Origin of the sequence: Streptomyces cavernae, from assembly GCF_004023625.1 — a bacterium.
In the GTDB taxonomy this organism is placed as follows: domain Bacteria; phylum Actinomycetota; class Actinomycetes; order Streptomycetales; family Streptomycetaceae; genus Streptomyces; species Streptomyces cavernae.
Map to the genome: position 1 here is coordinate 68065 of NZ_RPDJ01000008.1, position 22841 is coordinate 90905.

17 protein-coding genes are annotated in these 22841 nt (G+C 71.4%); 6 read left to right on the top strand and 11 right to left on the bottom strand.

Annotation, left to right across the window (positions count from 1 at the left end; all coding sequences use genetic code 11):
- Positions 1 to 249: 249 nt before the first annotated feature.
- Positions 250 to 2034: an ABC transporter ATP-binding protein gene (locus tag EF387_RS20475; protein ID WP_128378050.1), complete on the bottom strand. Its 1785-nt coding sequence runs from the start codon at positions 2032 to 2034 to the stop codon at positions 250 to 252.
- Positions 2031 to 3872, bottom strand: coding sequence for an ABC transporter transmembrane domain-containing protein (locus EF387_RS20480; protein WP_128378051.1), 1842 nt, complete (start codon positions 3870 to 3872; stop codon positions 2031 to 2033). The genes EF387_RS20475 and EF387_RS20480 overlap by 4 nt, the downstream gene beginning before the upstream one ends.
- 211 nt (positions 3873 to 4083) lie before the next feature.
- Between EF387_RS20480 and EF387_RS20485 the strand changes: the two genes are divergently transcribed.
- Entirely contained in the window at positions 4084 to 4827 is a 744-nt protein-coding gene (locus EF387_RS20485) for a hypothetical protein (protein WP_162467182.1), read from the top strand.
- A 111-nt stretch (positions 4828 to 4938) separates the two neighbouring features.
- Here EF387_RS20485 and EF387_RS20490 read toward each other — a convergent pair whose 3' ends face one another.
- The gene (locus tag EF387_RS20490) at positions 4939 to 6441 is read right to left on the bottom strand and encodes an ArnT family glycosyltransferase (protein WP_128378052.1); all 1503 of its coding nucleotides are present in this window, start codon (positions 6439 to 6441) and stop codon (positions 4939 to 4941) included.
- A gap of 96 nt (positions 6442 to 6537) precedes the next feature.
- On the opposite strand from EF387_RS20490, the gene EF387_RS20495 reads away from it, so the two are divergent.
- Positions 6538 to 8145, top strand: coding sequence for a peptide-N4-asparagine amidase (locus EF387_RS20495; protein ID WP_128378053.1), 1608 nt, complete (start codon positions 6538 to 6540; stop codon positions 8143 to 8145).
- A 128-nt stretch (positions 8146 to 8273) separates the two neighbouring features.
- Positions 8274 to 9809, top strand: a complete 1536-nt coding sequence (locus EF387_RS20500; RefSeq protein ID WP_128378054.1) for a cation:dicarboxylate symporter family transporter — start codon at positions 8274 to 8276, stop codon at positions 9807 to 9809.
- 109 nt (positions 9810 to 9918) lie between these two features.
- Here EF387_RS20500 and EF387_RS20505 read toward each other — a convergent pair whose 3' ends face one another.
- Positions 9919 to 10374, bottom strand: a complete 456-nt coding sequence (locus tag EF387_RS20505; protein WP_128378055.1) for a MarR family winged helix-turn-helix transcriptional regulator — start codon at positions 10372 to 10374, stop codon at positions 9919 to 9921.
- 132 nt (positions 10375 to 10506) lie between these two features.
- On the opposite strand from EF387_RS20505, the gene EF387_RS20510 reads away from it, so the two are divergent.
- Positions 10507 to 12306 (top strand): ABC transporter ATP-binding protein, encoded by a 1800-nt coding sequence (locus EF387_RS20510; RefSeq protein WP_128378056.1) that lies wholly within the window; start codon positions 10507 to 10509, stop codon positions 12304 to 12306.
- Between the two features lie 63 nt (positions 12307 to 12369).
- Complete coding sequence (gene mltG, locus EF387_RS20515) at positions 12370 to 13212, top strand: endolytic transglycosylase MltG (protein WP_128378057.1); 843 nt, start codon at positions 12370 to 12372, stop codon at positions 13210 to 13212.
- A gap of 259 nt (positions 13213 to 13471) precedes the next feature.
- On the opposite strand, the gene EF387_RS20520 is transcribed toward mltG, so the two are convergent.
- Complete coding sequence (locus tag EF387_RS20520) at positions 13472 to 14587, bottom strand: NAD(P)-binding domain-containing protein (protein WP_238431608.1); 1116 nt, start codon at positions 14585 to 14587, stop codon at positions 13472 to 13474.
- 163 nt (positions 14588 to 14750) lie between these two features.
- Between EF387_RS20520 and EF387_RS20525 the strand changes: the two genes are divergently transcribed.
- A complete protein-coding gene (locus EF387_RS20525) occupies positions 14751 to 15176 on the top strand; it encodes a secondary thiamine-phosphate synthase enzyme YjbQ (protein ID WP_128378058.1) in 426 nt (141 codons plus the stop codon).
- Here EF387_RS20525 and EF387_RS20530 read toward each other — a convergent pair.
- The 6 genes from EF387_RS20530 to EF387_RS20555 form a co-directional block, all read right to left on the bottom strand.
- Positions 15146 to 16483 (bottom strand): acyltransferase family protein, encoded by a 1338-nt coding sequence (locus EF387_RS20530; protein ID WP_128378059.1) that lies wholly within the window; start codon positions 16481 to 16483, stop codon positions 15146 to 15148. The genes EF387_RS20525 and EF387_RS20530 overlap by 31 nt on opposite strands.
- Before the next feature lie 201 nt (positions 16484 to 16684).
- A complete protein-coding gene (locus EF387_RS20535; protein ID WP_202918326.1) occupies positions 16685 to 17905 on the bottom strand; it encodes a vWA domain-containing protein in 1221 nt (406 codons plus the stop codon).
- Positions 17902 to 18867, bottom strand: a complete 966-nt coding sequence (locus EF387_RS20540; protein ID WP_420802600.1) for an AAA family ATPase — start codon at positions 18865 to 18867, stop codon at positions 17902 to 17904. The genes EF387_RS20535 and EF387_RS20540 overlap by 4 nt, the downstream gene beginning before the upstream one ends.
- On the bottom strand, positions 18864 to 19829 hold the full coding sequence (locus EF387_RS20545; RefSeq protein ID WP_128378060.1) for an XdhC family protein: 966 nt from the start codon (positions 19827 to 19829) through the stop codon (positions 18864 to 18866). The genes EF387_RS20540 and EF387_RS20545 overlap by 4 nt, the downstream gene beginning before the upstream one ends.
- Positions 19830 to 19855: 26 nt before the next feature.
- Positions 19856 to 22303: an aerobic carbon-monoxide dehydrogenase large subunit gene (locus tag EF387_RS20550; RefSeq protein WP_238431610.1), complete on the bottom strand. Its 2448-nt coding sequence runs from the start codon at positions 22301 to 22303 to the stop codon at positions 19856 to 19858.
- On the bottom strand, positions 22300 to 22839 hold the full coding sequence (locus tag EF387_RS20555) for a (2Fe-2S)-binding protein (RefSeq protein ID WP_128378061.1): 540 nt from the start codon (positions 22837 to 22839) through the stop codon (positions 22300 to 22302). The genes EF387_RS20550 and EF387_RS20555 overlap by 4 nt, the downstream gene beginning before the upstream one ends.
- Between the last annotated feature and the right edge of the window lie 2 nt (positions 22840 to 22841).

The window sequence follows — 22841 nt, forward strand, 5'->3', positions numbered from 1 at the left end:
CCAGGTCGTGGGACGAGCGGATCCACCACGGCCGGCGGAAGGCCGGGTGCTGATCCGGCCGTCCGCAAAGCCGCACTTCCCGGACACCACCGAACCGGTGCCACATCCAGCCTTCCACTGTCGATCGATGCCGCGCAACGGCACGGGACACACGACCGTCACGACCCCGTGAGGCGGCAGGGGCGCGCGCCCGCCACGACACTGTGAAGGCGCACAGGCCCCGACCGCCACGACACTGTGAGGGGGCACTCACCCGTGCCAGGACCGCCACAGCGCCGCGTACGCGCCGTTCGCCGCGACCAGCTCGTCATGGCTGCCCAGCTCGCTGATCCGGCCGTTCTCGACGACGGCGATGACGTCGGCGTCGTGCGCGGTGTGCAGCCGGTGCGCGATGGCGACCACGGTCCGGCCGTCCAGGACCCGGGCCAGCGAGCGCTCCAGATGACGGGCCGCGCGCGGGTCGAGCAGCGAGGTCGCCTCGTCCAGCACCAGAGTGTGCGGGTCGGCCAGGACCAGCCGCGCCAGCGCGATCTGCTGGGCCTGCGCCGGGGTGAGCGCGAGCCCGCCGGAGCCGACCTCCGTGTCCAGGCCGTCGTCCAGCGCCCGCGCCCAGCCGTCCGCGTCGACCGCGCTCAGCGCCGACCACAGCTCGGCGTCCCCCGCCCCGCTGCGGGCCAGCAGCAGGTTGTCGCGCAGGGAACCCACGAAGACGTGGTGCTCCTGGTTGACCAGCGCCACATGGGAGCGCACCGCCTCGGCCGGCATCCGGGACAGCTCGGCGCCGCCCAGCGCGACCCGGCCCTCGCGGGGCGCGTAGATCCCGGCGAGGAGCCGGCCCAGCGTGGACTTGCCCGCCCCGGAGGGGCCGACCAGGGCGAGCCGGGCGCCGGGCGCCACCTCCAGCGACACCTCGCGCAGTACGTCCACCCCCGCGCGGTAGCCGAAACGGACCCGCTCCGCGTGCACATCACGCCCGTCGGGCACCACGGAGGCGTCGCCCGCTTCCGGCTCGATGTCCCGGACGCCGACCAGCCGGGCCAGCGACACCTGGGCGACCTGCAGCTCGTCGTACCAGCGCAGGATCAGCCCGATGGGGTCGACGAGCATCTGTGCGATGAGCGCGCCCGTGGTCAGCTGACCGACGTCGATCCAGCCCTCGAGGACGAAAGCGCCTCCGATCATCAGCACGGACGCGAGGACGGTCACATGGGTGAGGTTGATGACCGGGAACAGCACGGTCCGCAGCCAGAGCGTGTACCGCTCCCACTGGGTCCACTCGAAGACGCGCCGGTCCGACAGCTCGATCCGGCGGGCGCCGAGCCGGTGCGCCTCCACGGTGCGGCCGGCGTCCACGGTCTCGGTGAGGGCGGCGGCGACCGCCGCGTACCCGGCCGCCTCGGACCGGTACGCGGACGGCGCCCGCTTGAAGTACCAGCGGCAGCCGGCCACCAGCAGCGGCACCGCGACCAGGACGGCGAGTGCGAGCGGCGGCGCGGTCACCGCGAGACCACCCATCAGCAGTGCCGCCCAGACCACCCCGATGGCGAGCTGCGGCACGGCCTCGCGCATGGCGTTGGCGAGCCGGTCGATGTCGGTGGTGATCCGGGACAGCAGATCACCCGTGCCCGCGCGTTCCAGGACGCCCGGCGGCAGCCCCACCGACCGGACGAGGAAGTCCTCCCGCAGGTCGGCGAGCATCCGCTCACCGAGCATCGCGCCGCGCAGCTGCACCTCCCTGACGAACCCGGCCTGGACGACCAGGGCGAGCACGAACAGGGCGGCGGTGCGTTCCAGGTGGAGCTCGGCCGCCGAGGCGTCGGCGACGCGTTCCACCAGGCCGCCCAGCAGGTACGGGCCCGCCATGGAGGCGATCACGGCGGCCGTGTTGACGCCGATGAGCAGCAGGAAGGCCCGCCGGTGCCGACGGAACAGCTCGACCACGTAGGCACGTACGGTCGAGGGGGCGCCGACGGGCAGCGTGTTCGCCGTCGTCGGCGCGGCGGGGTCGTACGCCGGTGGCGCAACGCCGATCATGCGGTCTCCTCGATCTCTTCCAGCTCGTTCAGCTCGTTCAGCTCGTCCAGTGGTTCCAACTCGTCCAGTGCGACGGCCCGGGCCGCGGTCTCCTCGTCCGTCTCGCGGGTCACCACCGCCCGGTACCGCGGCTCCGTGTGCAGCAGTTCGTGGTGCACGCCCACCGCGACGACCTCGCCGTCGTGCACCAGCACCACCCGGTCGGCGTGGTCCAGCAACAGCGGCGAGGAGGTGAACACCACCGTGGTACGGCCGGTCCGTACCGACCGGATGCCGTCGGCGACGCGGGCCTCGGTGTGCGAGTCGACGGCGGACGTCGGCTCGTCCAGGACCAGCACCTCCGGATCGGTGATCAGCGACCGGGCGAGCGCCAGGCGCTGGCGCTGGCCGCCGGACAGGGAGCGGCCGCGTTCGGTGATCCTGGCGTCCAGGGGGTCGTCGGCGTCCAGCGAGCCCTGGACCAGCGAGTCCAGGACGTCGGCGCACTGGGCGGCGGCCAGCGCCTCGTCGGGGCCCACGTTCCCCGACGCGGGGACGTCGAGGAGTTCACGCAGGGTGCCGGAGAGCAGGACCGGGTCCTTGTCCTGGACGAGGACGGCCGTACGGGCCGCTTCGAGCGGCAGCTCGTCCAGCGGGACGCCGCCGAGGAGTACCGGGGGACCCTCGGCGTGCCCGCCGAGCCGTTCGGCGAGCGCTCCGGCCGCGTCCGGGTCGCCGCACACCACCGCCGTCAGCCGTCCCCTGGGAGCGAGCAGCCCGGTCGCGGGGTCGTACAGGTCGCCGGCCGGTACGACCGCGTCGCCAGGGGCGCCGTGGGCAGCCCTCTCGGGGGCCCCGCCGGTGTGCCGCTCCAGTGACAGCACCCGCGCGGCCCGCCTGGCGGACGGGCGCGAGAAGGAGTACGCCATCGCGATCTCCACGAAGTGGCGCAACGGGTAGGTGAGCACCATGACCGCGCTGTAGACGGTCACCAGCTCGCCGACGGAGATCCGTCCCGTACGGGCCAGGTGCACGCCGTACCAGACGACGACGATCAGCAGCACCCCGGGCAGCAGCACCTGGATCGCGGAGATCAGGGCCCACATGCGCGCACTGCGCACGGCGGCGTGGCGCACCTCCTGCGAGGCCTCGCGGTAGCGCGTCAGGAACAGCTCCTCGCCGCCGATCCCGCGCAGCACCCGCAGGCCCGCGACCGTGTCCGAGGCCAGCTCGGTGGCCCGCCCGGCCTTCTCGCGCTGGAAGTCGGCGCGCCGGGTGGCGCGGGGCAGCAGCGGCAGCACCGAGATCGCGAGGACGGGGACGCCCACGGCGACGACGACACCGAGCGCGGGCTGGTACACGACGAGCCCGACGCAGACGCACCCGACGGTGAGCGCCGCCGCGGTGAACCGGGACCACGCCTCGACGAACCAGCCGATCTTCTCCACATCGCCCGTGGAGACCGCGACGACCTCACCGGCCGCCACCCGCCGGGTCAGCACGGACCCCAGCAGGGCGGCCTTGCGGGCCAGCAGCTGCTGGACCCGCGCGGCGGCGGTGATCCAGTTGGTGACCGCGGACCGGTGCAGCATCGTGTCGCCGAGCGCGATGCCGACGCCGAGCACCGCGAGCAGTCCGCCCGCGAGGGCGAGGCGCCCGCCGGAGCGGTCCACCACGGCCTGCACGGCGAAACCGACGACATACGGCAGCCCCGACACGGCCAGGAAGTGCAGCAGGCCCCAGGCGAGGGCCTTCAGCTGACCGCCGAGCTGGTTGCGGAAGAGCCACAGCAGGAATCGGGGCCCCGAGCGCGCGTCCGGCACGCCCGGGTCGGGATACGGAAGGTCTTGAATCTGCATGGCGTCCCAGCGGCTCGTCTCGGGGGTGGAAGGGGAGGGGGCGCGACCACCTGTGTGTCGCAACAAACCGTGAAAGGTTCGCGTCGCAGCGTGTCCGAAGGCAAACGATTTTCCGTCGCGGAGCAAAGTTTCGGCCCGGACCGTGCGGCATCGGCCGGTGAGCACCGAGGGCGAGCGCCATCACCCGGACCGCGGTGCGACGATGGAGCGCATGCGACGTGGCGGTGCGATGCGCACGGGGCTCGCGATGGCGGCCTGCGGTGCGTTCTTGATGTCCCTGACGGCGTGCGGTGGCGCGGACGGCGGTGGCGAGGGAGGCAAGGCCGGGACCGAGCCGGGCAAGGCCCGCGAGTCGGAAACGCGCCCCGTCGACCTCACCCGAATCCCCGGCGTCGGAGACCGGCTCCAGCGGCGGATCCCGGCCGACTCCCGGCAGATCGTGGCGGTGTACGGCGAGGGCAGGAACTCGGCGGACTCGACGGTCGTGCTGTATACGAAGTCGGGTTCGGTGTGGAAGAAGACGCGCACCTGGGCGGGGCACAACGGCAAGAGGGGCTGGACCACGAATCACCGCGAGGGCGACCGGCGCAGCCCGGTGGGCGTGTTCACCCTGAGCGACGCCGGCGGTGTGCTGGCCGACCCGGGGGCCAAGCTCCCCTACACGCGGTCCGCCTCCTTCCAGGCCCCGCGCTACTGGGCCAAGTCCCACTGGAACGACTTCGACTACGTGATCGCCATCGACTACAACCGCGTCAAGGGGACCTCGCCGAACGACCCGACCCGCCCGGAGGGGCAGTCGAAGGGCGGCGGCATCTGGCTGCACATGGACCACGGCAGCGGGACGTCGGCGTGCGTCAGCCTGCCCAAGTCGGGCATGCGGTACCTGCTGCGCACGCTCGACCCGGCCCTGCATCCCGTGGTGGTCATGGGGGACGAGGCGGATCTGAAGGCCTGAGACGGGGTCGGGCGCGGCGGTTTCAGCAGCCGGGCGCCGGTGGTTCAGCGGTCGGCCGAGGCGGTCCGAGCGGTCGGCCGGGGCGGTTTCAGCGGTCGGCCTCGGCGGTGCTCAGTAGAAGTGCCGCAGTGACGGCCACAGCGTCGACCAGGGCCGCGTGGGTCCCGAGCACAGTGCCACCACCGAGCCCTGCTCCTCGTTGTCCACTCCCTGCCCGTTGTCGACGCGAGCTACGGTCCGGCAGCCGGTGAAGTACCGCTCGATGCCCTCCTCGCCCTCCTGACGGACGAGGAGGACGGCCGCGTCGGCGGAGTCCGGCGGCGGACCCCAATCGGCGTAGCTCATATGGCCCGAGTAGGGGCGCGGCAGCCCGCGCTCGGGGCCGAAGCGGTCGAGGGCACCTGCCTGGCCGTAGTTCTGGGTGAGGATCACGGAGCGGGCCCGGCGGTCCGACGGGATCCGAAGCCATCCCTCGCGGACCGCGTCGGTCAGTTCCGGCCATCCGATCTGCTCGCCCTGCTCCTTGTTGAGCGCCATGGGGACGGCGAGCGCACCGGGCGGCAGCACGGGAAGCGTGACCATCGCACTCATCGCGGCGGTCGTCGTCACCGCGGCCCCCGCGGTCACCACTCCGGTTCGGCCGTGCCGCCCTATCCAGTCGAGCAGCGGCGCGCAGCCCGCGACCAGCAGCACGTTCAGCAGCGGCAGCGCGTAGTAGCCCTTGCCCCCGAGCGCCAGCACGAGCAGACACAGCAGCGGGTACGCCACCGCCGTCGAACGGGCCCAGCGCAGCGCCGGATCCCGCCACAGCCGCAGCCAGCCCGCGATCCAGACCGGTACTAACAGCGGGGAGATGTAGAGGAGTTGCCCGGGCAGGAACATGATGCGGTTCTCGGTCCCGTCGTCCCCGCTGATGCCGCGGGCGACGGTCAGCTGGGGCCAGTCGTGGCTCGCCTGCCACCACAGGTTGGGCAGTGCGACGGCGAGGGCGACGCCGACCCCGGCCGGCAGCCAGGGAGTTCGCAGCACCCGCCGGGGCCCGACGGCGGCCACGGCGGCGAACAGCACCACGGCGAGCAGCAACACCAAGTACTTGTTGAGCATCCCGGCCCCGACCGCGGCCCCGATCGCGAGCCACCAGCGCCCGTCGCCGGTTCGCAGCAAGCGCAGGACCAGCCAGCAGATCACCAGCCACATCGGCAGATCGAAGGTCGCGGTCGACGCCATGTGCCCGGTTCCGAGCGCCTGCCCGCCCAGTCCGACGAGACCGGCCGCGACCACCTGAACCCTGCGGGGCCCGCCCAGCTCCCGTGCCAGCAGAGCGGCGACGACCACGGAGAGCACGAAGGCGAGCGTGGCCGGGACCCGGAGCCCGGCCGGGCTGTCCCCGAAGAGCGCGGTGGCCGCGCGGGCGACGAGCGGAGTGAACGGGGGCTGGTCCACGTAACCCAGGGCGGGATGGTCGCCCGCGGCGAGGAAGTACAACTCGTCGCGGTGGTAGCCGTACCGGCCGGACAACGCGGTCAGCACGGTGGCGAAGGCGGCCGCCAGGGACAGCACGGGAACGGCGGCGAAGGCAGGCAGACCGCGCTCGTGTTCTGTTTCTTCGTCCATGCGCACCCCCAAAGGCACCGTACTGAGGGCCCCGGCCCCTGTCATGGCTCAAGCACGCCATTGCGGACCGGCCCGACTCCCCGTAGAACACCGCCCATGAGTAGACGGATCATCATGTCCATGCTCGCCACAGTGACCCTGCTGGCGAGCACCCTCCTAGGCATGAACCCCGCCCAGGCCGCCCCCCGACCCGCCGACGTGCCCGCCGAGTTCGGCAGTGACTGGCACGACCCGCTGACCGCCGCGCCGCCGATCGGCAAACCCGCCACGAAGTCCTGCGAAGTGACCGTCGCCGAGGCGCAGTTCCGCGACTTCACGCCGTACCGCGGGACCTACGCGCCACCGCGCGGCTGCGGTGACCGCTGGAGCAAGGTGGTGCTGCGGCTCGACGGCAAGGTGAAGGGCCGTCAGTTCGACCGGCTCGGCTATCTGCACATCGGTGGCATCGAGGTCTTCCGCACCTCCACCCCGCAGCCCTCACCCGACGGCATCGAGTGGTCCGTGGAGAAGGACGTCACCCGCTACACCGACACCCTCCGCCGGAGCCAGGACGTCGAGATGCTCATCGGCAACGTTGTCGACGACACCTACACGGGCGTCCTCGGCGTCAAGGTGAAGCTGACGTTCTACTCGGGCAAGCCGCCGACAGGCACGCCCGACCGGGTCCTCACCCTTCAGGACGGCAAGCTGACCACTCCCCGCAACAGCGAACGCATCATCGCCGAGGTGTACGCCACCGGGTCCGGCGGCGGCTGCGAGGAGTACTGGTACCTGACCGTGCCCGACGCGGCACCGTACTCCTGCAAGGCGGACAAGGGCCCGTACCGAGAGGTCCAGATCAAGGTCGACGGTCAACTCGCCGGAATCGCCGCGCCGTTCCCGACCGTCTGGACCGGCGGCTGGTCCAACCCCTTCCTCTGGTACGTGACGCCGGGTCCGCGCGCCTTCGACATCAAGCCGATCGAGTACGACCTCACTCCGTTCGCGGGGCTGCTCAACGACGGCCGCCCGCACCGGATCGACGTCTCCGTCCTCGGGGTCCACGAAGGGCAGACCGGCTGGAGCACCCCGGTCAACGTCCTCGTCCGGCAGGACGCCGGAAGCAGGCACGTCACGGGCGCGCTCACCGCGAACCGCGCGAGCGAGCTGACCAACTCCTCGGTGCACACACCGCGTTCGGCGGAACACCGGCTGGACACCAAGGGCGGCCACCGGCTCACCGTCAGCGGATACGTCGACACCTCCCACGGCCGGGTGACCACCACCGTGCGGCGGACGCTCGCCAACACCTCCGTCCACCGCTGGACCGAGTCGGAGAGCACGGACGGGCTGACGGCCACCTGGACCGACGACGAAACCGTCACCGTCGGCGGGCGCGGACCGGCCGAGGTGACCCGCGAGCACCGCACGTACACCATGGACGGCACCACGACGATCGCTGCCGACGCGCGGCTGCGGACCGTGCTGACCCTCGGCGACCGGGCGGCGGTCGAGGAGTTCCGGGGCGGGCGGCGTACGGGGTGGTCCCGGCTCGACGACACCTACACCGGTGACGCCACGTACACGACGAACGTGCCGCGTGACCAACGGCACGCGGTCGGCACCACCAGCGAGCGCTACCGCCTGTACGGCCCGGCTACCTGCCACGACCGCACGGTCGGCACCCAACAAGGAGTCATCACCGTTGCTGACGACGGCTGTTGAGGCCCGCGTGGACCCAGGATTTACACGGATGTGACACGGGTGTCCTCCGAGGTAACGGGGAGTGGCCATAGTGAGCCCGCAGCGGAAGGAAACTTCCGCATCCCAGAAGTCACCTCGGAGGAGTACCTGTGCCGCCGTCCCCCGCACCCTCCCTGCCGCGTCGCGCCGGGCGCCTGTTGCGCACCTCGCTGTTCACCCAGGTCGCCGTCGCGCTCGTCCTCGGAATCCTCCTCGGGCGGTTGTGGCCCGATGTGGCCACGACCGTCCAGCCGCTGGGAGACGGATTCATACGGCTCATCAAGGCGATGATCTCCCCCCTCGTCTTCTGTGTGGTCGTCGTCGGCATCGCCAAGGCCGGTGACCTGAAGGCGTTCGGGCGGATCGGACTGAAGGCACTGATCTGGTTCGAGGTCGCCACGACCTTCGCGCTGCTCCTCGGCCTTCTCGCCGCGAACGTCTTGGGGCCGGGCGACGGAATGAACGTCGACCCGTCGAAGCTGGACGCCTCGGCGGTCGACGGCAAGACGAACGGCGGATCGCTCCCCTCCACGAGCGAGTTCGTCCTCAACGCACTTCCTCAGAGTTTCATCGGCTCCTTCGCCGAGAACGCCCTCCTCCAAGTACTGGTGCTGGCCTGCCTGGTGGGCGCCGCGCTGCTGCACCTCGGACACACCAAGGTCCCCGCGATCCTGCCCGCCATCGAGCAGGCCCAGGAGGTCGTCTTCGCCGTCGTCGGCTTCATCATGCGACTGGCGCCGCTCGCCGTGTTCGGTGCCATGGCACATCTGGTGGGGGAGTACGGGCTCGGCGTGATGTCGACGTACGCCAAGCTCATCGCGCTCTGCTACGGCGTCGCGCTGGTGTTCCTCGTGCTGCTGGCTGTCGCCCTGCGGGTGGTCACCGGGCTCAGCCTGTGGAAGTTCGTCCGCTACACGCGTGAGGAGATGCTGCTCGCACTGGGCACCGCCTCCAGTGAGACCGTGATGCCGCGCATGATGCAGAAGCTGCGCAAGGCGGGGTGCCGTGAGGACGCGGTGGGGCTGGTGCTGCCGACCGGGTACTCCTTCAACCTCGACGGGGCGTCCATCTACCTCTCCATCGGCACGCTGTTCATCGCCCAGGCCGTCGGAGTGGATCTGAGCTTCAGTCAGCAGGTCACGGTGATCCTGGTGCTGATGCTTACCAGCAAGGGGATGGCGGGTGTGCCGGGTTCGGCGTTCCTGGCGCTGTCGGCGACGGCCTCCGCGATCGGTGTCATCCCGGCCGGTGCGGTCGCGTTGCTCCTCGGCGTGGACCGGATCATGGACTCGATGCGGGTCGCGACGAACCTGCTGGGCAACTGTGTGGCCGTGTTCGCGGTGTCGCGCTGGGAGGGCGCGCTGGACGCGGTGCGGGCGAGGAAGGTGCTGGACGGGGAGACGGTGGCCGATGAGCCGGAGCCGTCACCGGAGGTGCCCGAGCCGGTGGGGGCGGTGCCTGCGCAACCGGCCAAAGAACAGGTACAGGCGGCCAAGGAGCCTGCACGGGATGCCAAGGAGCTTGCACAGGCGGCCAAGGAGCCTGCACGGGATGCCAAGGAGCTTGCACAGGTGGCCAAGGAGCCTGCACGCGATGCCAAGGAGCTTGCACAGGTGGCCAAGGAGCCTGCATCCGAGGTGAGTTGACCGACAGCCCGCGACGCCGGGGCCGCGTGCTCCACTCCCGCACGTCGACGTGTCCGTACGTCATGTGCCGGGGTGCCGGAGTGCGCGGCTTCGGCGTTTCCGCCACGCCTCAGCAACTGCCCTCCGCGACCCCCACTCCGTCGATGAGGGTGTCCAGCAGCACGCCCAGCACCTTGCGCTGCTCGTCGGTCAGCGGCGCCAGGATGTCCTCCGCCGCCGATCGTCGTGCCGCGCGCAGCTCGCGCAGTGCCTGCCGTCCGGCCTCCGTTACCTCGATCCGGATCACCCGGCGGTTGGCGGGATCGGGGACCCGGCGCACCTTGCCGCTCGCCTCCAGGCCGTCCACCAGGGTCGTCACGGCCCGCGGCACCACCTCCAGCCGCTCGGCCAGGTCGGCCATCCGCGGCGGCGACCCGTAGTGCGCGAGCGTGCGCAGCAGCCGGCCCTGCGCCGGGGTGATACCGAGCCCGCTCTTCTCCAGATGGCGTTTCTGAATGCGGTGCACTCGGCGGGTGAGCCGCAGCAGCTGCTCGGCGAGCAGGCCGTCGGGATCCGGGGTATTCATGGCGGGAACAATATCAGGACTTCGTTCATTGTGAGTAGAGGTAACAATGAGCTACGCTCCGTTCGTCGCCGCCGGGCAGTCCGGCGGTCCGTGATCCGCGCGTCACGCCGTCCCACCCCTCCGTAGGAGCCCATGCACCCCGAGGAACCCACCGTGAACCCAGCGCCCGCCGACCCGACGCAGCCGCGGCAGGTGCGCCGCATCCTGAGACTCTTCACGCCCTACCGAGGCCGCCTGGCAGTCGTCGGCCTGCTGGTCGGCGCCTCCTCCCTGGTCTCCGTCGCCACGCCCTTCCTGCTGAAGGAGATCCTCGACGTAGCGATCCCGCAGGGCCGGACGGGCCTGCTCACCCTGCTCGCGCTCGGCATGATCCTCAGCGCGGTCGTCAACAGTGTCTTCGGTGTCCTGCAGACCCTGATCTCGACGACCGTCGGGCAGCGCGTGATGCACGACCTGCGCACCGCCGTGTACGGGCGGCTGCAGCGGATGTCGCTCGCCTTCTTCACCCGGACCCGCACCGGGGAGGTCCAGTCGCGCATCGCCAACGACATCGGCGGAATGCAGGCGACGGTCACCTCCACCGCCACCTCGCTGGTCTCCAACCTCACCAGCGTGGTCGCCACGATCGTCGCGATGGTCGCCCTGGACTGGCGGCTCACCGCGGTCTCGCTGATCCTGTTGCCGCTCTTCGTCTGGATCAGCCGCCGGGTGGGCAACGAACGCAAGAAGATCGCCACCCGGCGCCAGAAGCAGATGGCCGCAATGGCCGCCACGGTCACCGAGTCGCTCTCGGTCAGCGGCATCCTGCTCGGCCGCACGATGGGCCGCGCGGATTCGCTCACCACGTCCTTCGCGGCCGAGTCCGAGCGACTGGTCGACCTCGAGGTGCGGTCGAACATGGCCGGCCGCTGGCGCATGGCGGTCATCGGCATCGTCATGGCCGCGCTGCCTGCCTTCATCTACTGGACGGCGGGACTCGCCCAACAGTTCGGCGGCCCGGCCGTGTCGATCGGCACGCTCGTCGCCTTCGTCTCGCTCCAGCAGGGCCTGTTCCGGCCGACCGTCAGCCTGCTGTCCACCGGTGTGCAGATCCAGACCTCGCTCGCCCTGTTCCAGCGCATCTTCGAGTACCTCGACCTGCCCATCGACATCACCGAGCCCGAGAAACCCGTCCACCTCGACCGGGTCAAGGGCGAGATCCGCTTCGAGGACGTGGAGTTCCGCTACGACGACAAGGGCGCACCGACGCTGCGAGGCATCGACATCACCGTCCCGGCGGGCGGCAGTCTCGCCGTGGTCGGCCCGACCGGTTCCGGGAAGTCCACGCTCAGCTATCTGGTGCCCCGCCTCTACGACGTCACGGGCGGCCGGGTCACCATCGACGGCGTCGACGTGCGCGACCTGGACTTCGACACGCTCGCCCGCGCGGTCGGCGTGGTCTCGCAGGAGACGTACCTCTTCCACGCCTCCGTCGCGGAGAACCTGCGCTTCGCCAAGCCCGACGCCACCGACGAGGAACTGCACGCGGCGGCGAAGGCAGCCCAGATCCACGACCACATCGCGTCCCTGCCCGACGGGTACGACACGGTCGTCGGTGAACGCGGCCACCGCTTCTCGGGTGGTGAGAAGCAACGCCTGGCGATCGCCCGGACGATCCTGCGCGACCCGCCCGTGCTGATCCTCGACGAGGCCACCAGCGCCCTGGACACCCGTACGGAGCACGCGGTGCAGGAGGCCATCGACGCGCTCTCCGCCGACCGCACCACGATCACCATCGCGCACCGGCTGTCCACGGTCCGCGACGCCGACCAGATCGTGGTCCTCGACACCGGTCGCGCCGTCGAACGCGGCACGCACGAGGAACTCCTGGAACGGGACGGGCGCTACGCCGCGCTGGTCCGCCGGGACGCCCAACTGGAGCCGACCAGATGAACCGCCGAATGACCAAATGAAGATATGCCGGGTTTGCGGTGATCTGCGGGTTAGCGTGCCCGCATGCACATGCACACTTCGCGACGGAGCAGGGTTCGACTGACGCGTCGGGGCCGGATCGCCCTGATCGCGACCGGTGCGGTCGTGGCGGGCACCGCCGTGGCTGTTCCGCTGCTGAGCCAGGACGAGCAGAGCCGGCGGGCCACCTCCCTGGTCATCCCGGAGGGCTGGCGGGCCCGGCAGGTGTACGACGCGGTCGACAAGGCCCTCCAGGTGCCCGCGGGCACCACCCGGAAGTCCCTGGACAAGGCCGCGCTCAAGCTGCCCCCGGACGCGGGAGGCAATCCCGAGGGCTACCTCTTCCCGGCCACGTATCCGATCGACGCGCAGACCACTCCGGCGTCACTGCTGTCGTTCATGGTCAACACCGCCCAGGACAAGTTCGGCAGGAGCCAGGTCACCGCGGGGGCGCAGCGCAACGCGCTCAACGTCTACCAGGCGGTCACCATCGCCAGCATCATCCAGGCGGAGGCCGCGACCAAGGCCGACATGGGCAAGGTGTCCCGGGTCATCTACAACCGCCTGGAACGCGGTATGCCGCTCCAGATGGACTCCACCCTCAACTACGCGCTGAACCGCTCCACGCTCACCACCACCAGCAAGGACACCAAGCTGGACAGCCCGTACAACTCCTACGAGCGCATGGGCCTGCCACCGACGCCGATCGCCAACCCGGGCCAGGACGCGATGCGCGCGGCGATCAATCCGGTGCCGGGCGACTGGCTGTACTTCGTGACCGTCAAGCCCGGTGACACCCGCTTCACGGCGGACCACGAGGCGCACCAGCGGAACGTGGAGGAGTTCAACCGGAACCGCATGAGTACATCGCCGAGCCCGTCGGACTGATCGGACTGAGCTGTACGGAGCTGCGGCTTCCCGGTGACGGCGCGTCGGTGCGTCACGCCGCGACCGGGCGTCGTGGCCCGAGCGTCCGCGATGACCCGACCGTGTGTCATCGCCCGCTGTGTGTCTTGGCCGGACCGTGCGTCACGCTCCGACCGCCGTCAGGCACCGACCGCCGTCCCGCCGAAACCGCTGTCAGGCACAGACCGCCGTCCCGCCGTCCCGCCGTTACGCCGGAACCGCTGTCACGCCCCGACCGCCGTCACGCCGCGACCCGCTCCGCGGTCTCCGCCGCCAGCAGCCGCCGGATGTCCCGCACTGCCGCGCGTCCGGCACGGTTGGCGCCGATCGTGCTGGCCGAGGGGCCGTAGCCGACCAGATGGACGCGCGGGTCGGCGACCACGCGCGTCCCCGCGACGCGGATGCCGCCGCCCGCCCCGCGTAGCCCGAGCGGCGCCAGATGGCCGATCGCCGGGCGGAAACCGGTCGCCCAGAGGATGACGTCGGCGTCCACGTGCCGCCCGTCGTCCCACTCCACACCGTCCGGGACGATCCGGTCGAACATCGGCCGACGGTCCAGAACGCCGTCCTCGATGGCCCGGCGGACGGCGTCGTTGAGGGGCAGCCCCGTCACCGAGACGACACTGCGCGGCGGCAGCCCCTGTCGCACCCGCTCCTCGACGAGCGCCACGGCCGAACGCCCGGCGTCCTCGTCGAAGGGCCCCTCGCGGAAGACCGGCGGCCGACGCGTGACCCAGGTGGTCTCCGCCGCGTACGGCGCGATCTCCATGAGGTGCTGGGTGCCCGAGGCCCCGCCGCCCACCACGACCACCCGCAGGCCGGCGAACGCTTCCGGCCCCGGGTACTGCGCGGTGTGCAACTGCCGCCCCCGGAAGGTTTCCTGCCCGGGGTAACGCGGCCAGAAGGGCCGGTCCCAGGTCCCGGTGGCGTTGATCAGCGCCCGCGTGGACCAAGTCCCCGCCGAGGACTCCACAGTCAGCCGCCCCGCCTCGCCCTCCCGCACGGCCTGTACGTCGACGGGGCGTCGCACCCGCAGATCGAAGGCCCGCTCGTAGGCGGCGAAGTACTCCCCGACGACGTCGGAGGACGGCCGCAGCGGATCGGCTCCCGTCAGCTCCATCCCGGGCAGCGCGTGCATCCCGTGGACCTTGCCGTACGTCAGCGACGGCCAGCGGAACTGCCAGGCACCGCCCGGCCGGGGCGCATGGTCCAGGACCACGAAGTCCCGCTCCGGCTCCAAGCCGGTGCGCCGCAGGTGAAAGGCACTGGACAGTCCGGCCTGCCCGGCACCGATGACCACGACGTCAACACGGCCGCCGCCGACGCCCGCCTGTTCCTGCACCCCGAAGTCGTTCACGCCTGTACCAACCCCTCGGGGTCCCGGGATCTTCCCGGGCCCTGCCGCGCCACGGGCTCGCCGTGTTCGCCCGGGCCCCGGCCCGGTGGCCGCCGTGCATGCGGTGACGGTGTCCGGGCCCGTTCGCAGGTGTGGGACGGGATACGTGGGTGAGGATGGAACCATGTCCGATGCCTTCACCACCCGCGTCCTCAACGTCGCCTCGGGCTCGTCCGAGACGATCGTCGACCTCACCCGAGACTGCGAGACGTTCCTGAGCGAGACGGCGGCCGGCCGGGACGGTCTGCTCAACGTCTTCGTCCCGCACGCGACCGCCGGGATCGCGATCATCGAGACGGGGGCGGGCAGCGACGACGACCTGCTCGCCGCCCTGCACACCCTGCTCCCCGCGGACGACCGCTGGCAGCACCGCCACGGCAGCCCCGGCCACGGCCGCGACCACGTACTCCCCGCCGTCGTCCCGCCGCACGCGACGCTCCCGGTCCTCTCCGGCCGCCTGGAGCTGGGCACTTGGCAGTCGGTGTGCCTGGTGGACACGAACCGGGACAACCCCAACCGTCAGGTGCGGTTGAGCTTCCTCGGCGGTTGAGCCGAGGTGTCCCGGGATACCGCGGGTGCGCGCCGCGTCGCCGTACGCCGCAGGGTCACCATCAGCGCCGTGCCCAGCACGATGCCCAGCGCGGGGAACACGGGGAACCGGCCGTCCGGCGAGAAACCCCGCACGGCGAAGCGGGCCAGCGCGGCGACGCTCGCCGCCAGGCCCAGCCACATCGGCCAGGAGCGGCGCAGGCCGAGTTCCGGACGGGTCCTCTCGTACAGCAGCGCCGGCCCGCGCTCCACGAGCCGCAGCGCCGGCATGACTCCGGCCATGACGCCCCCGAGCACCAGCAGCCACGGCACCCGCAGCCCCCACCACGCCAGGGACCCGAACGCGGGCTGGGGCGCGAGACCGGTCAGGTAGAAGGCGGCGGCGACCACCAGCACCGGCAGCATGTGCCAGAGATAGAGCGTCATGCTGGCACCGCCCACGGGCCGCACCACCCGCCAGATCCGCTCTCGGTCCAGAAGCCGGCGCACCGTCGGCTCGGCGAGCAGACACACACCGGTCTGGGCCACCGCCCACGCCAGCATCGCAGCCGACGGCGGATCGGTGTTGCTCGGGTTCTGCCCGGTCACCAGGATCAGACTGACCGGGAACGGCCCGAGGACGACCAAAGCCGCGAAGGCCAGCCCACCGCCCGCCGCCATCACGATCGGCACCGGCCGACGCCTCGTCAGCAGGCCGTCATGCCAGCAGAAGCCCAGCTGGTAGGCCACACCCCACACGAGGACGTAGTTGACCAGTCCGACGTGCGGCGTGCGCACCGTCATCACCAGCACGCCGACCGCTACGGCCACCGCGCCCATCGTCACCGGGACGAGGAGCCCCCAGCGCCGGTGCGCCGCGTGCAGTGCCGGCGTCAGAGCACTGAGGAGCAGATACACCGGAAGGAACCACAACTGCATCGCCATGGCCCACCCCACCAGCGCGAGCGTGCCCGGATCCACGCCGGCGGCCGAGCAGATCGCCACGGCGAGCAGCACCAGCCCGCAGTACGCGGCGGCCGGAAGCAGCAGCCGCGACGCCCGCCGCCCCACCCACCCGGCAGCCGTGCCACCCGCCGCGCGGGCACGCGACCAGGAGCCGCCCGCCGCATGGCCCCCGGCCAGGAAGAACAGCGGCATGATCTGGAATCCCAGGGTCAGCCACTGGGTCCAGGGAATGGCCGACAGCAGCTCCGGCGCGAAGATTTCACCGCCGGGCCCCCGGACGAGGGCGGTGATCAGCCAGTGGCCGAGCACCACCAGGACGATCGCCAGCGCGCGCAGGAAGTCGACATATCGGTCCCTGCTCATGCGTCACAACGGTTTCTGCTCATGCGTTGTCATGTTGCCGCCGGGCAGACGGAACCGCTGTGGCGAGCCGATGCCGCAACCAATTCGTGCCCGGTACGACATCACCCACATCTCATGGCGCCCGAACATGCGGATGTGCACCCGGAGTTGGTCCCGGGCAGGCGGAGCGGCAGCGAGCCCTGCCCGGGTGTCGGGGGCCGGTCAGTCGGCGACCGCCTCGGCGACTTCGATGAGTGCCGCGAGGCTGTGGCCGCTCACGAACGTGTCGCAGTGGGGGAGCGCGGCGGCCATGCCCGCGGTGCGGGGGGCGTAACCGGGGGCCGCCTTGCGGGGGTTGACCCAGACGATGCGGTGGGCGAGCCGTGCCAGGCGGGCCATCTCCCGGTCCACGGCGCGGGGGTCCTCGCCCTCCCAGCCGTCGGAGAAGATCACGACCACCGCACCGCGCGCCATGCCCCGACGGCCGAACCGGTTGTTGAACTCCGCCAGCGCGTGGCCGATCCGGGTGCCGCCCGACCAGTCGGACGCGGTGCTGCCCGCTCGTCGCAGTGCCGCGTCCACACCAGACGGACCGGTGCTGCGCAGTACCGGAGTGAGCCGGGTGAGTCTTGTGGCGAAGACGAAGGCCTCGGCCGCCGCCCCGGACGCGGCGCGCGGGAAGAGACGCAGGTAGGCGCGGGTGTACGGCTCCATGGAGCGGGAGATGTCGCACAGCAGCACCAGTCGTCGGCGACGCAGCCGGTTGCGGCGGCGGGCCGGCAGCACCGCCTCCCCGCCGGTGTGCTGCCCGGCGCGCAGGGTTCGGCGCAGGTCGATACGGGGCCCTCGGCGGTCGGCCTCCCGGCGTCGGCTGCGGCGCAGCGGGGTCCTCAGCAGCAACAGGGCCAGCAGCCGGTCCAGTTCGGCGAGCTCGGTGGGTTCGAGGGAGGCGAAGTCCTTGTGGGCGAGGACCTCGGCCGTACTGCCCGCCGCCCGAAGGCGGTGGGTCGGTGGGTCCGGGTCTTCCGGACGGTTGGAACCACCGTGGCGCGGCGTCGCGTTGAGGATTCCGGACGCAAGCGGTTTGCCGGCGGGGGATGGGGCGGCTCCGGACGGCACCGGGCCCCGCCCGGGACCGGGCTCGACCCCGGCTGACGGGCCGGGTTCACCACGACCGCGGCGGACGGCGACCGCGCGCGGTCCGCCCGCGAAGACCGCGTCGAAGACCCGGTCGAAGGACTCGATCTCCTCGCGATCCGTCACGAAGGCCAGCCGTGCCGCCCAGTACAGGGCCGTGCGGTTCTGAGGCGGTACCAGCCGCAGTGCCTCGAGGAACCGCACCGAGCGTTCCGGAGTCACCGCCACCCCGGCGCGCCGCAGTTCCTCGCCCAGCCGGACCCCGAACTCGGCCTGGGGGAACAGCGGAACCGCTCCGGCGGTCACGGCCGTCGGCCCGCGACCAGCCAGTCCAGGCCGTGTTCGAGGACCAGCTCCTTGTCCTCCCGGTACTTCAGCAGGGAGCCGAGGGTGCTCCCGGCGATGCCGGCGTCGAGACGCGGCACGCCGAGCAGGTTCAGCGCGGCGATCCAGTCGATGGTCTCGGCGATACCGGGGGTCTTCTGCAACGGAAGACCTCGCAGCCGCCCCACCGCGGCCGACACGGTCTCCGCCAGTTCGGCCGACGTACCCGGTACGCGGCGGCGGACGATCTCGACGAGCCGCTCGGTGTCGGGGTAGCCGATCCAGTGGTAGAGGCACCGGCGCTTGAGCGCGTCGTGCAGATCACGGGTCCGGTTGGAGGTGAGCAGCACGACGGGCCGCACGGCCGCCCTGATGGTGCCGATCTCGGGGATGGTCACCGCGGCCTCGGCCAGCACCTCGAGCAGGAACGCCTCGAAGTCGTCGTCGGCGCGGTCGATCTCGTCGATCAGGAGGACCGCGGGTGCGGGACCCGGGTGGCTGAGGGCCGCAAGGACGGGGCGCCGCAGCAGGTACTCCTCGCTGAACAGATCGGCCTCGGTGAGCTGTTCGTGCCGGGCCTCGGCAAGCCGGATGCCCAGCAGCTGTCGCGGGTAGTTCCACTCGTACAGGGCCTCCGCGGAGTCCAGGCCGTCGTAGCACTGCAGGCGGATCAGCGGGCTGCCCAGCACACCGGCCACCGCCTTGGCCGCCTCGGTCTTGCCGACCCCCGCCTCGCCCTCCAGCAGCAGGGGCTGGGGCAGGCGCAGGGCGAGAAACAGGGCGGTGACCAGGCCCTCGTCGGCGAGATAGCCGAGTGAGTCCAGCGCGGCGCCGAGGGAGCCGACGTCCGGCAGACAGCGCGCCACGTACTCGTTGTCGTCGCTGCCTTGGCTGTGGCGCTCGCCTTCCTCTCTGGGCTCGCCGTGCCCGCCTTTTTCGCTCACGCGCGATCCGCCTCGTAGGCGGTGCGGCAACCGAGGCAGCAGAACCAGCGGCGCTCGCCGCCCCTGTCGGAGTACGGCGTGCCGTCCCCCACGGTGACCGTCATGCCGCACACGGGGTCCGTGGCCGTACCCGTCCCCGTCCCCGCGGCAGTCGTGGTCGCGCCGGCAGTCGTCGTCGCCGTCACCGGAATGAGGTCGGTCGCGGCCCCCGGCCGGCTTGTGCCCGAACGTGAGCGGCTGCCGTGAACGTCCTGGATCATCTCCGCCAGGATCGACACCGCGATCTCTCCCGGGGTGCGGGCACCGATCCACAGGCCCGCCGGGGTACGGATGCGGGCCCGCTCGGGCTCGGTGAGGTCCAGTCCGGCCACCACCGCGGCACCGCGCCGGGGGCTCGCGACCAGTCCGACGTACGGCACCCCTGCCCGTACGGCCGCGACCAGCGTGGGCTCCTCGTCCCGGCCGTGCGAGGCGACCACCACTGCCCGGGCGTCGGTGAACTCCTCGTCCGCACCGGCCGACGCGACGTCGTACCCCAGGACGGGGCCGAAGGCCAGCAGCGCCCGGGCGATGGGTGTGTCGCCCCGCACCCGGACGCGCGGGGCGGGCCGCAGCGGTTCGAGGAAGATCTCCAGCTCGCCTCCGGACAGGCAGGGGTTGGCCACCGTCAGGGCACCCTCCTCCGGTTCGTCGGCCCCTTCCGCCGCCGGGGAGATGCGCAGCAGCAGGGACTCGCCGCTGTGGAGCGTTCGCAGGGCCTGGACCCGGACGGTCGCCTCCGCGCACCTGCCGCCGACGAAGCCCTCGATACGGCCGTCCTCCAGCACCAGGGCGGTGTCGCCGGGTCGCGGGGGGGGGGGGCGGGGGGGGGGGGGGGCGGGGGGGCGCGCGCCCGCGGGCCGCCGCCCCCCCACCACGGTGGCCCTGACAAAGGGCACATGGCCCTCCGTCAGTTCCGTCATGCGCCGTTCCAGGAGCGGTCCCGCCGTCACTGCGGTGCCTCCACCCCGCCCTGGTTGAGGGCCTGCCACACCCGGCCGGGCGTCAGCGGCATGTCGGCGTGCCGGACGCCGATGGCGTCGAGGACCGCGTTGACGACGGCCGGCGGCGAACCGACGGTCGCGGACTCGCCGATGCCCTTCGCGCCGATCGGATGGTGCGGGGAGGGGGTGACGGTGTGGTCCAGTTCCCAGGCCGGGACCTCCAGCGCGGTCGGCAGCAGATAGTCCATGAAGGACCCGGACAGACAGTTGCCGTCCTCGTCGAAGCCAATGATCTCCATAAGGGCCATACCGACCCCGTCGGCCAGCCCGCCGTGCACCTGCCCCTCGATGATCATGGGGTTGATACGGGTCCCGCAGTCGTCGACCGCGACGAACCGCCGCACCTTCACCACGCCCGTGCCCGGGTCGACGTCGACCACGCAGACGTAGGCGCCGAAGGGGTACGTCAGATTGGGCGGATTGTAGACGGTCGTCGCCTCCAGATGACCCTCGACACCCTCCGGCAGCTCCAGCGCACCGTGGGCGGCGAGCGCGATCTCCTGGATCGTCGTCGTCATCGCCGGGTCACCCTTGACCGACCAGCGGCCCTTGGTCCACTCGAGGTCGTCGGGGGAGACCTCCAGCATGGCGCCCGCGATGATCCGCGCCTTGTCCCGCACCTTGCGCGCCACCACGGCCGCCGCGGCCCCCGACACCGGCGTGGAGCGACTGCCGTAGGTGCCGAGCCCGAACGGGGTCTGGTCGGTGTCGCCGTGCACGACGTCGATGTCCTCCGGCGGAATGCCCAGTTCCTCGGCGACGATCTGCGCGAACGTCGTCTCGTGGCCCTGCCCCTGGGTCTGCACACTGAGCCGCACCACCGCCTTGCCGGTCGGGTGGACGCGCAGTTCGCAGCCGTCCGCCATACCGAGACCCAGGATGTCCATGTGCTTGCGCGGTCCGGCGCCGACGGTCTCGGTGAAGAACGACAGTCCGATGCCCATGAGTTGACCGCGGGCCCGCTTCTCGCTCTGCTCCTTGCGCAGTTCCTCGTACCCCGCGAGGTCCAGCGCCTTGCGCAGACAGGCCGGGTAGTCGCCGGAGTCGTAGGTCCAGCCGGTCTTGTTCTCGTACGGGAACTGCTCCGGTCGCAGCAGGTTCCGCATCCGCAACTCGGCCGGGTCGGCGCCGAGTTCGGCGGCCAGGCAGTCCACCATGCGCTCGATCAGGTACACGGCCTCGGTGACCCGGAAGGAGCAGGCGTAGGCGACGCCGCCGGGTGCCTTGTTGGTGTAGACGCCGGTGACCTCGCAGTGCGCGGCCTCGATGTCGTACGAGCCGGTGAAGATGTGGAAGAAGCCGGCCGGGTACTTGGTGGGCTGTGCGGTGGAGTTGAAGGCGCCGTGGTCGGCCAGGACCTTGACCCGTACGCCCAGGATCCTCCCGTCACGGGTCGCGGCGATCTCGCCGGTCATGTGGTAGTCACGGGCGAACGAGGTGCTCATCAGGTTCTCGGAGCGGTCCTCCATCCACTTCACGGGCCGCCCGGTGACGATCGAACCGACGATCGCGCAGACGTAACCCGGGTAGATTCCCACCTTGTTGCCGAAGCCGCCGCCGATGTCCGGGGCGACGACCCGGATCTTGTGCTCGGGCAGTCCCGCCACCAGCGCGTACAACGTCCGGTGCGCGTGCGGGGCTTGGGTCGTTGCGTAGAGGGTGAGCTTGCCGTCGACCGGGTCCATGGAGGCGACGCAGCCACATGTCTCCAGCGGAGCGGGATGGACGCGCGGGTAGAGCATCGTCTGCTCCACCACCACGTCGGCTCGGGCGAACACCTCGTCCGTTGCGGCCTTGTCGCCGGCCTCCCACTCGAAGATGTGGTTGTCGGTGCGGCCTTCCAGGTCGTCGCGGATGACGGGGGCGTCCGGGTCGAGGGCGTGCCGGGCGTCGACCACCGGGTCCAGAGGTTCGTACTCGACGTCGATCAGCTCGATCGCGTCGCGCGCCGCGTAGTGGTCCTCGGCGACGACGAACGCGACCTCCTGGCCCTGGAAACGCGCCTTGTCGGTGGCGAGCACGGCCTGCGTGTCCATCGACAGGGTGGGCATCCAGGCCAGCCCCAGGCCCGCCAGCGTCTCGCCGGTGATCACCGCCTTGACCTTGGGGTGGGCCTCGGCGGCCGAGGTGTCGACGGAGACGATGCGGGCGTGCGCGAACGGGCTGCGCAGCACGGCGCCGTGCAGCATGCCGGGCAGTTTCACGTCGTCCACGTAGCGGCCTTTGCCGCGGACGAAACGGGGGTCCTCCTTGCGCTTCATCCGGCCGAAGCCGATGGGCCGTTCGTCGGAGCGTTCACCGGTCCGTTCGCCCGGCTGTTCGCCCGGCGGTGCGGCGGACGGTGCGCCGGGCTGTTCCTCCGGGGGAGCGGAGGGCTCGTCCACCGTGGTCATGACTGGCCTCCCGCAAGGGTCGCGGCTGGTGCGGCGGTTGGCGCGGCAGTCGCCGCGGCGGCGGACTCGGCCTGTTTCTTCGCCGCCCACTGGATGGACCTGACGATGTTCAGATAGCCGGTGCACCGGCACAACTGACCCGAGATGGCCTCACGGATCTCCTGCTCGGACGGATCCGGGTTGCGGTCGAGCAGTGCCCGGCCGGTGAGCATCATCCCCGGAGTGCAGAACCCGCACTGCAGACCGTGCTCCTCGATGAACCCCTGCTGTACGGGGTCGAGTTGATCGCCGCCCGCGGTGCCGGCGAGGCCTTCCACGGTACGGATCTCGTGCCCGGCCGCCATGACCGCCAGGACGGTACAGCTCTTGACCGGCTCGCCGTCCATCAGCACCACGCAGGTACCGCAGTTGCTGGTGTCGCAGCCCCAGTGAGTGCCCGTCAGGTCCAGGTCGTCACGGAGGAAGCGCACGAGCAGATGGCGGGGCTCCACCTCACGGGTGTGGTCCTCGCCGTTCACGTTGACGGTGATCCGCATAT

What these genes read in the sequence shown, in the direction of transcription:
- mltG (WP_128378057.1), top strand. Translation starts at nt 12,370, where the DNA reads ATGCACATGCACACTTCGCGACGGAGCAGGGTTCGACTGACGCGTCGG.
- EF387_RS20480 (WP_128378051.1), bottom strand. Translation starts at nt 3,872, where the DNA reads ATGCAGATTCAAGACCTTCCGTATCCCGACCCGGGCGTGCCGGACGCG.
- EF387_RS20530 (WP_128378059.1), bottom strand. Translation starts at nt 16,483, where the DNA reads ATGAGCAGGGACCGATATGTCGACTTCCTGCGCGCGCTGGCGATCGTC.
- EF387_RS20550 (WP_238431610.1), bottom strand. Translation starts at nt 22,303, where the DNA reads ATGACCACGGTGGACGAGCCCTCCGCTCCCCCGGAGGAACAGCCCGGC.
- EF387_RS20525 (WP_128378058.1), top strand. Translation starts at nt 14,751, where the DNA reads ATGTCCGATGCCTTCACCACCCGCGTCCTCAACGTCGCCTCGGGCTCG.
- EF387_RS20510 (WP_128378056.1), top strand. Translation starts at nt 10,507, where the DNA reads ATGCACCCCGAGGAACCCACCGTGAACCCAGCGCCCGCCGACCCGACG.
- EF387_RS20495 (WP_128378053.1), top strand. Translation starts at nt 6,538, where the DNA reads ATGAGTAGACGGATCATCATGTCCATGCTCGCCACAGTGACCCTGCTG.
- EF387_RS20545 (WP_128378060.1), bottom strand. Translation starts at nt 19,829, where the DNA reads ATGACGGAACTGACGGAGGGCCATGTGCCCTTTGTCAGGGCCACCGTG.
- EF387_RS20490 (WP_128378052.1), bottom strand. Translation starts at nt 6,441, where the DNA reads ATGGACGAAGAAACAGAACACGAGCGCGGTCTGCCTGCCTTCGCCGCC.
- EF387_RS20485 (WP_162467182.1), top strand. Translation starts at nt 4,084, where the DNA reads ATGCGACGTGGCGGTGCGATGCGCACGGGGCTCGCGATGGCGGCCTGC.
- EF387_RS20475 (WP_128378050.1), bottom strand. Translation starts at nt 2,034, where the DNA reads ATGATCGGCGTTGCGCCACCGGCGTACGACCCCGCCGCGCCGACGACG.
- EF387_RS20505 (WP_128378055.1), bottom strand. Translation starts at nt 10,374, where the DNA reads ATGAATACCCCGGATCCCGACGGCCTGCTCGCCGAGCAGCTGCTGCGG.
- EF387_RS20555 (WP_128378061.1), bottom strand. Translation starts at nt 22,839, where the DNA reads ATGCGGATCACCGTCAACGTGAACGGCGAGGACCACACCCGTGAGGTG.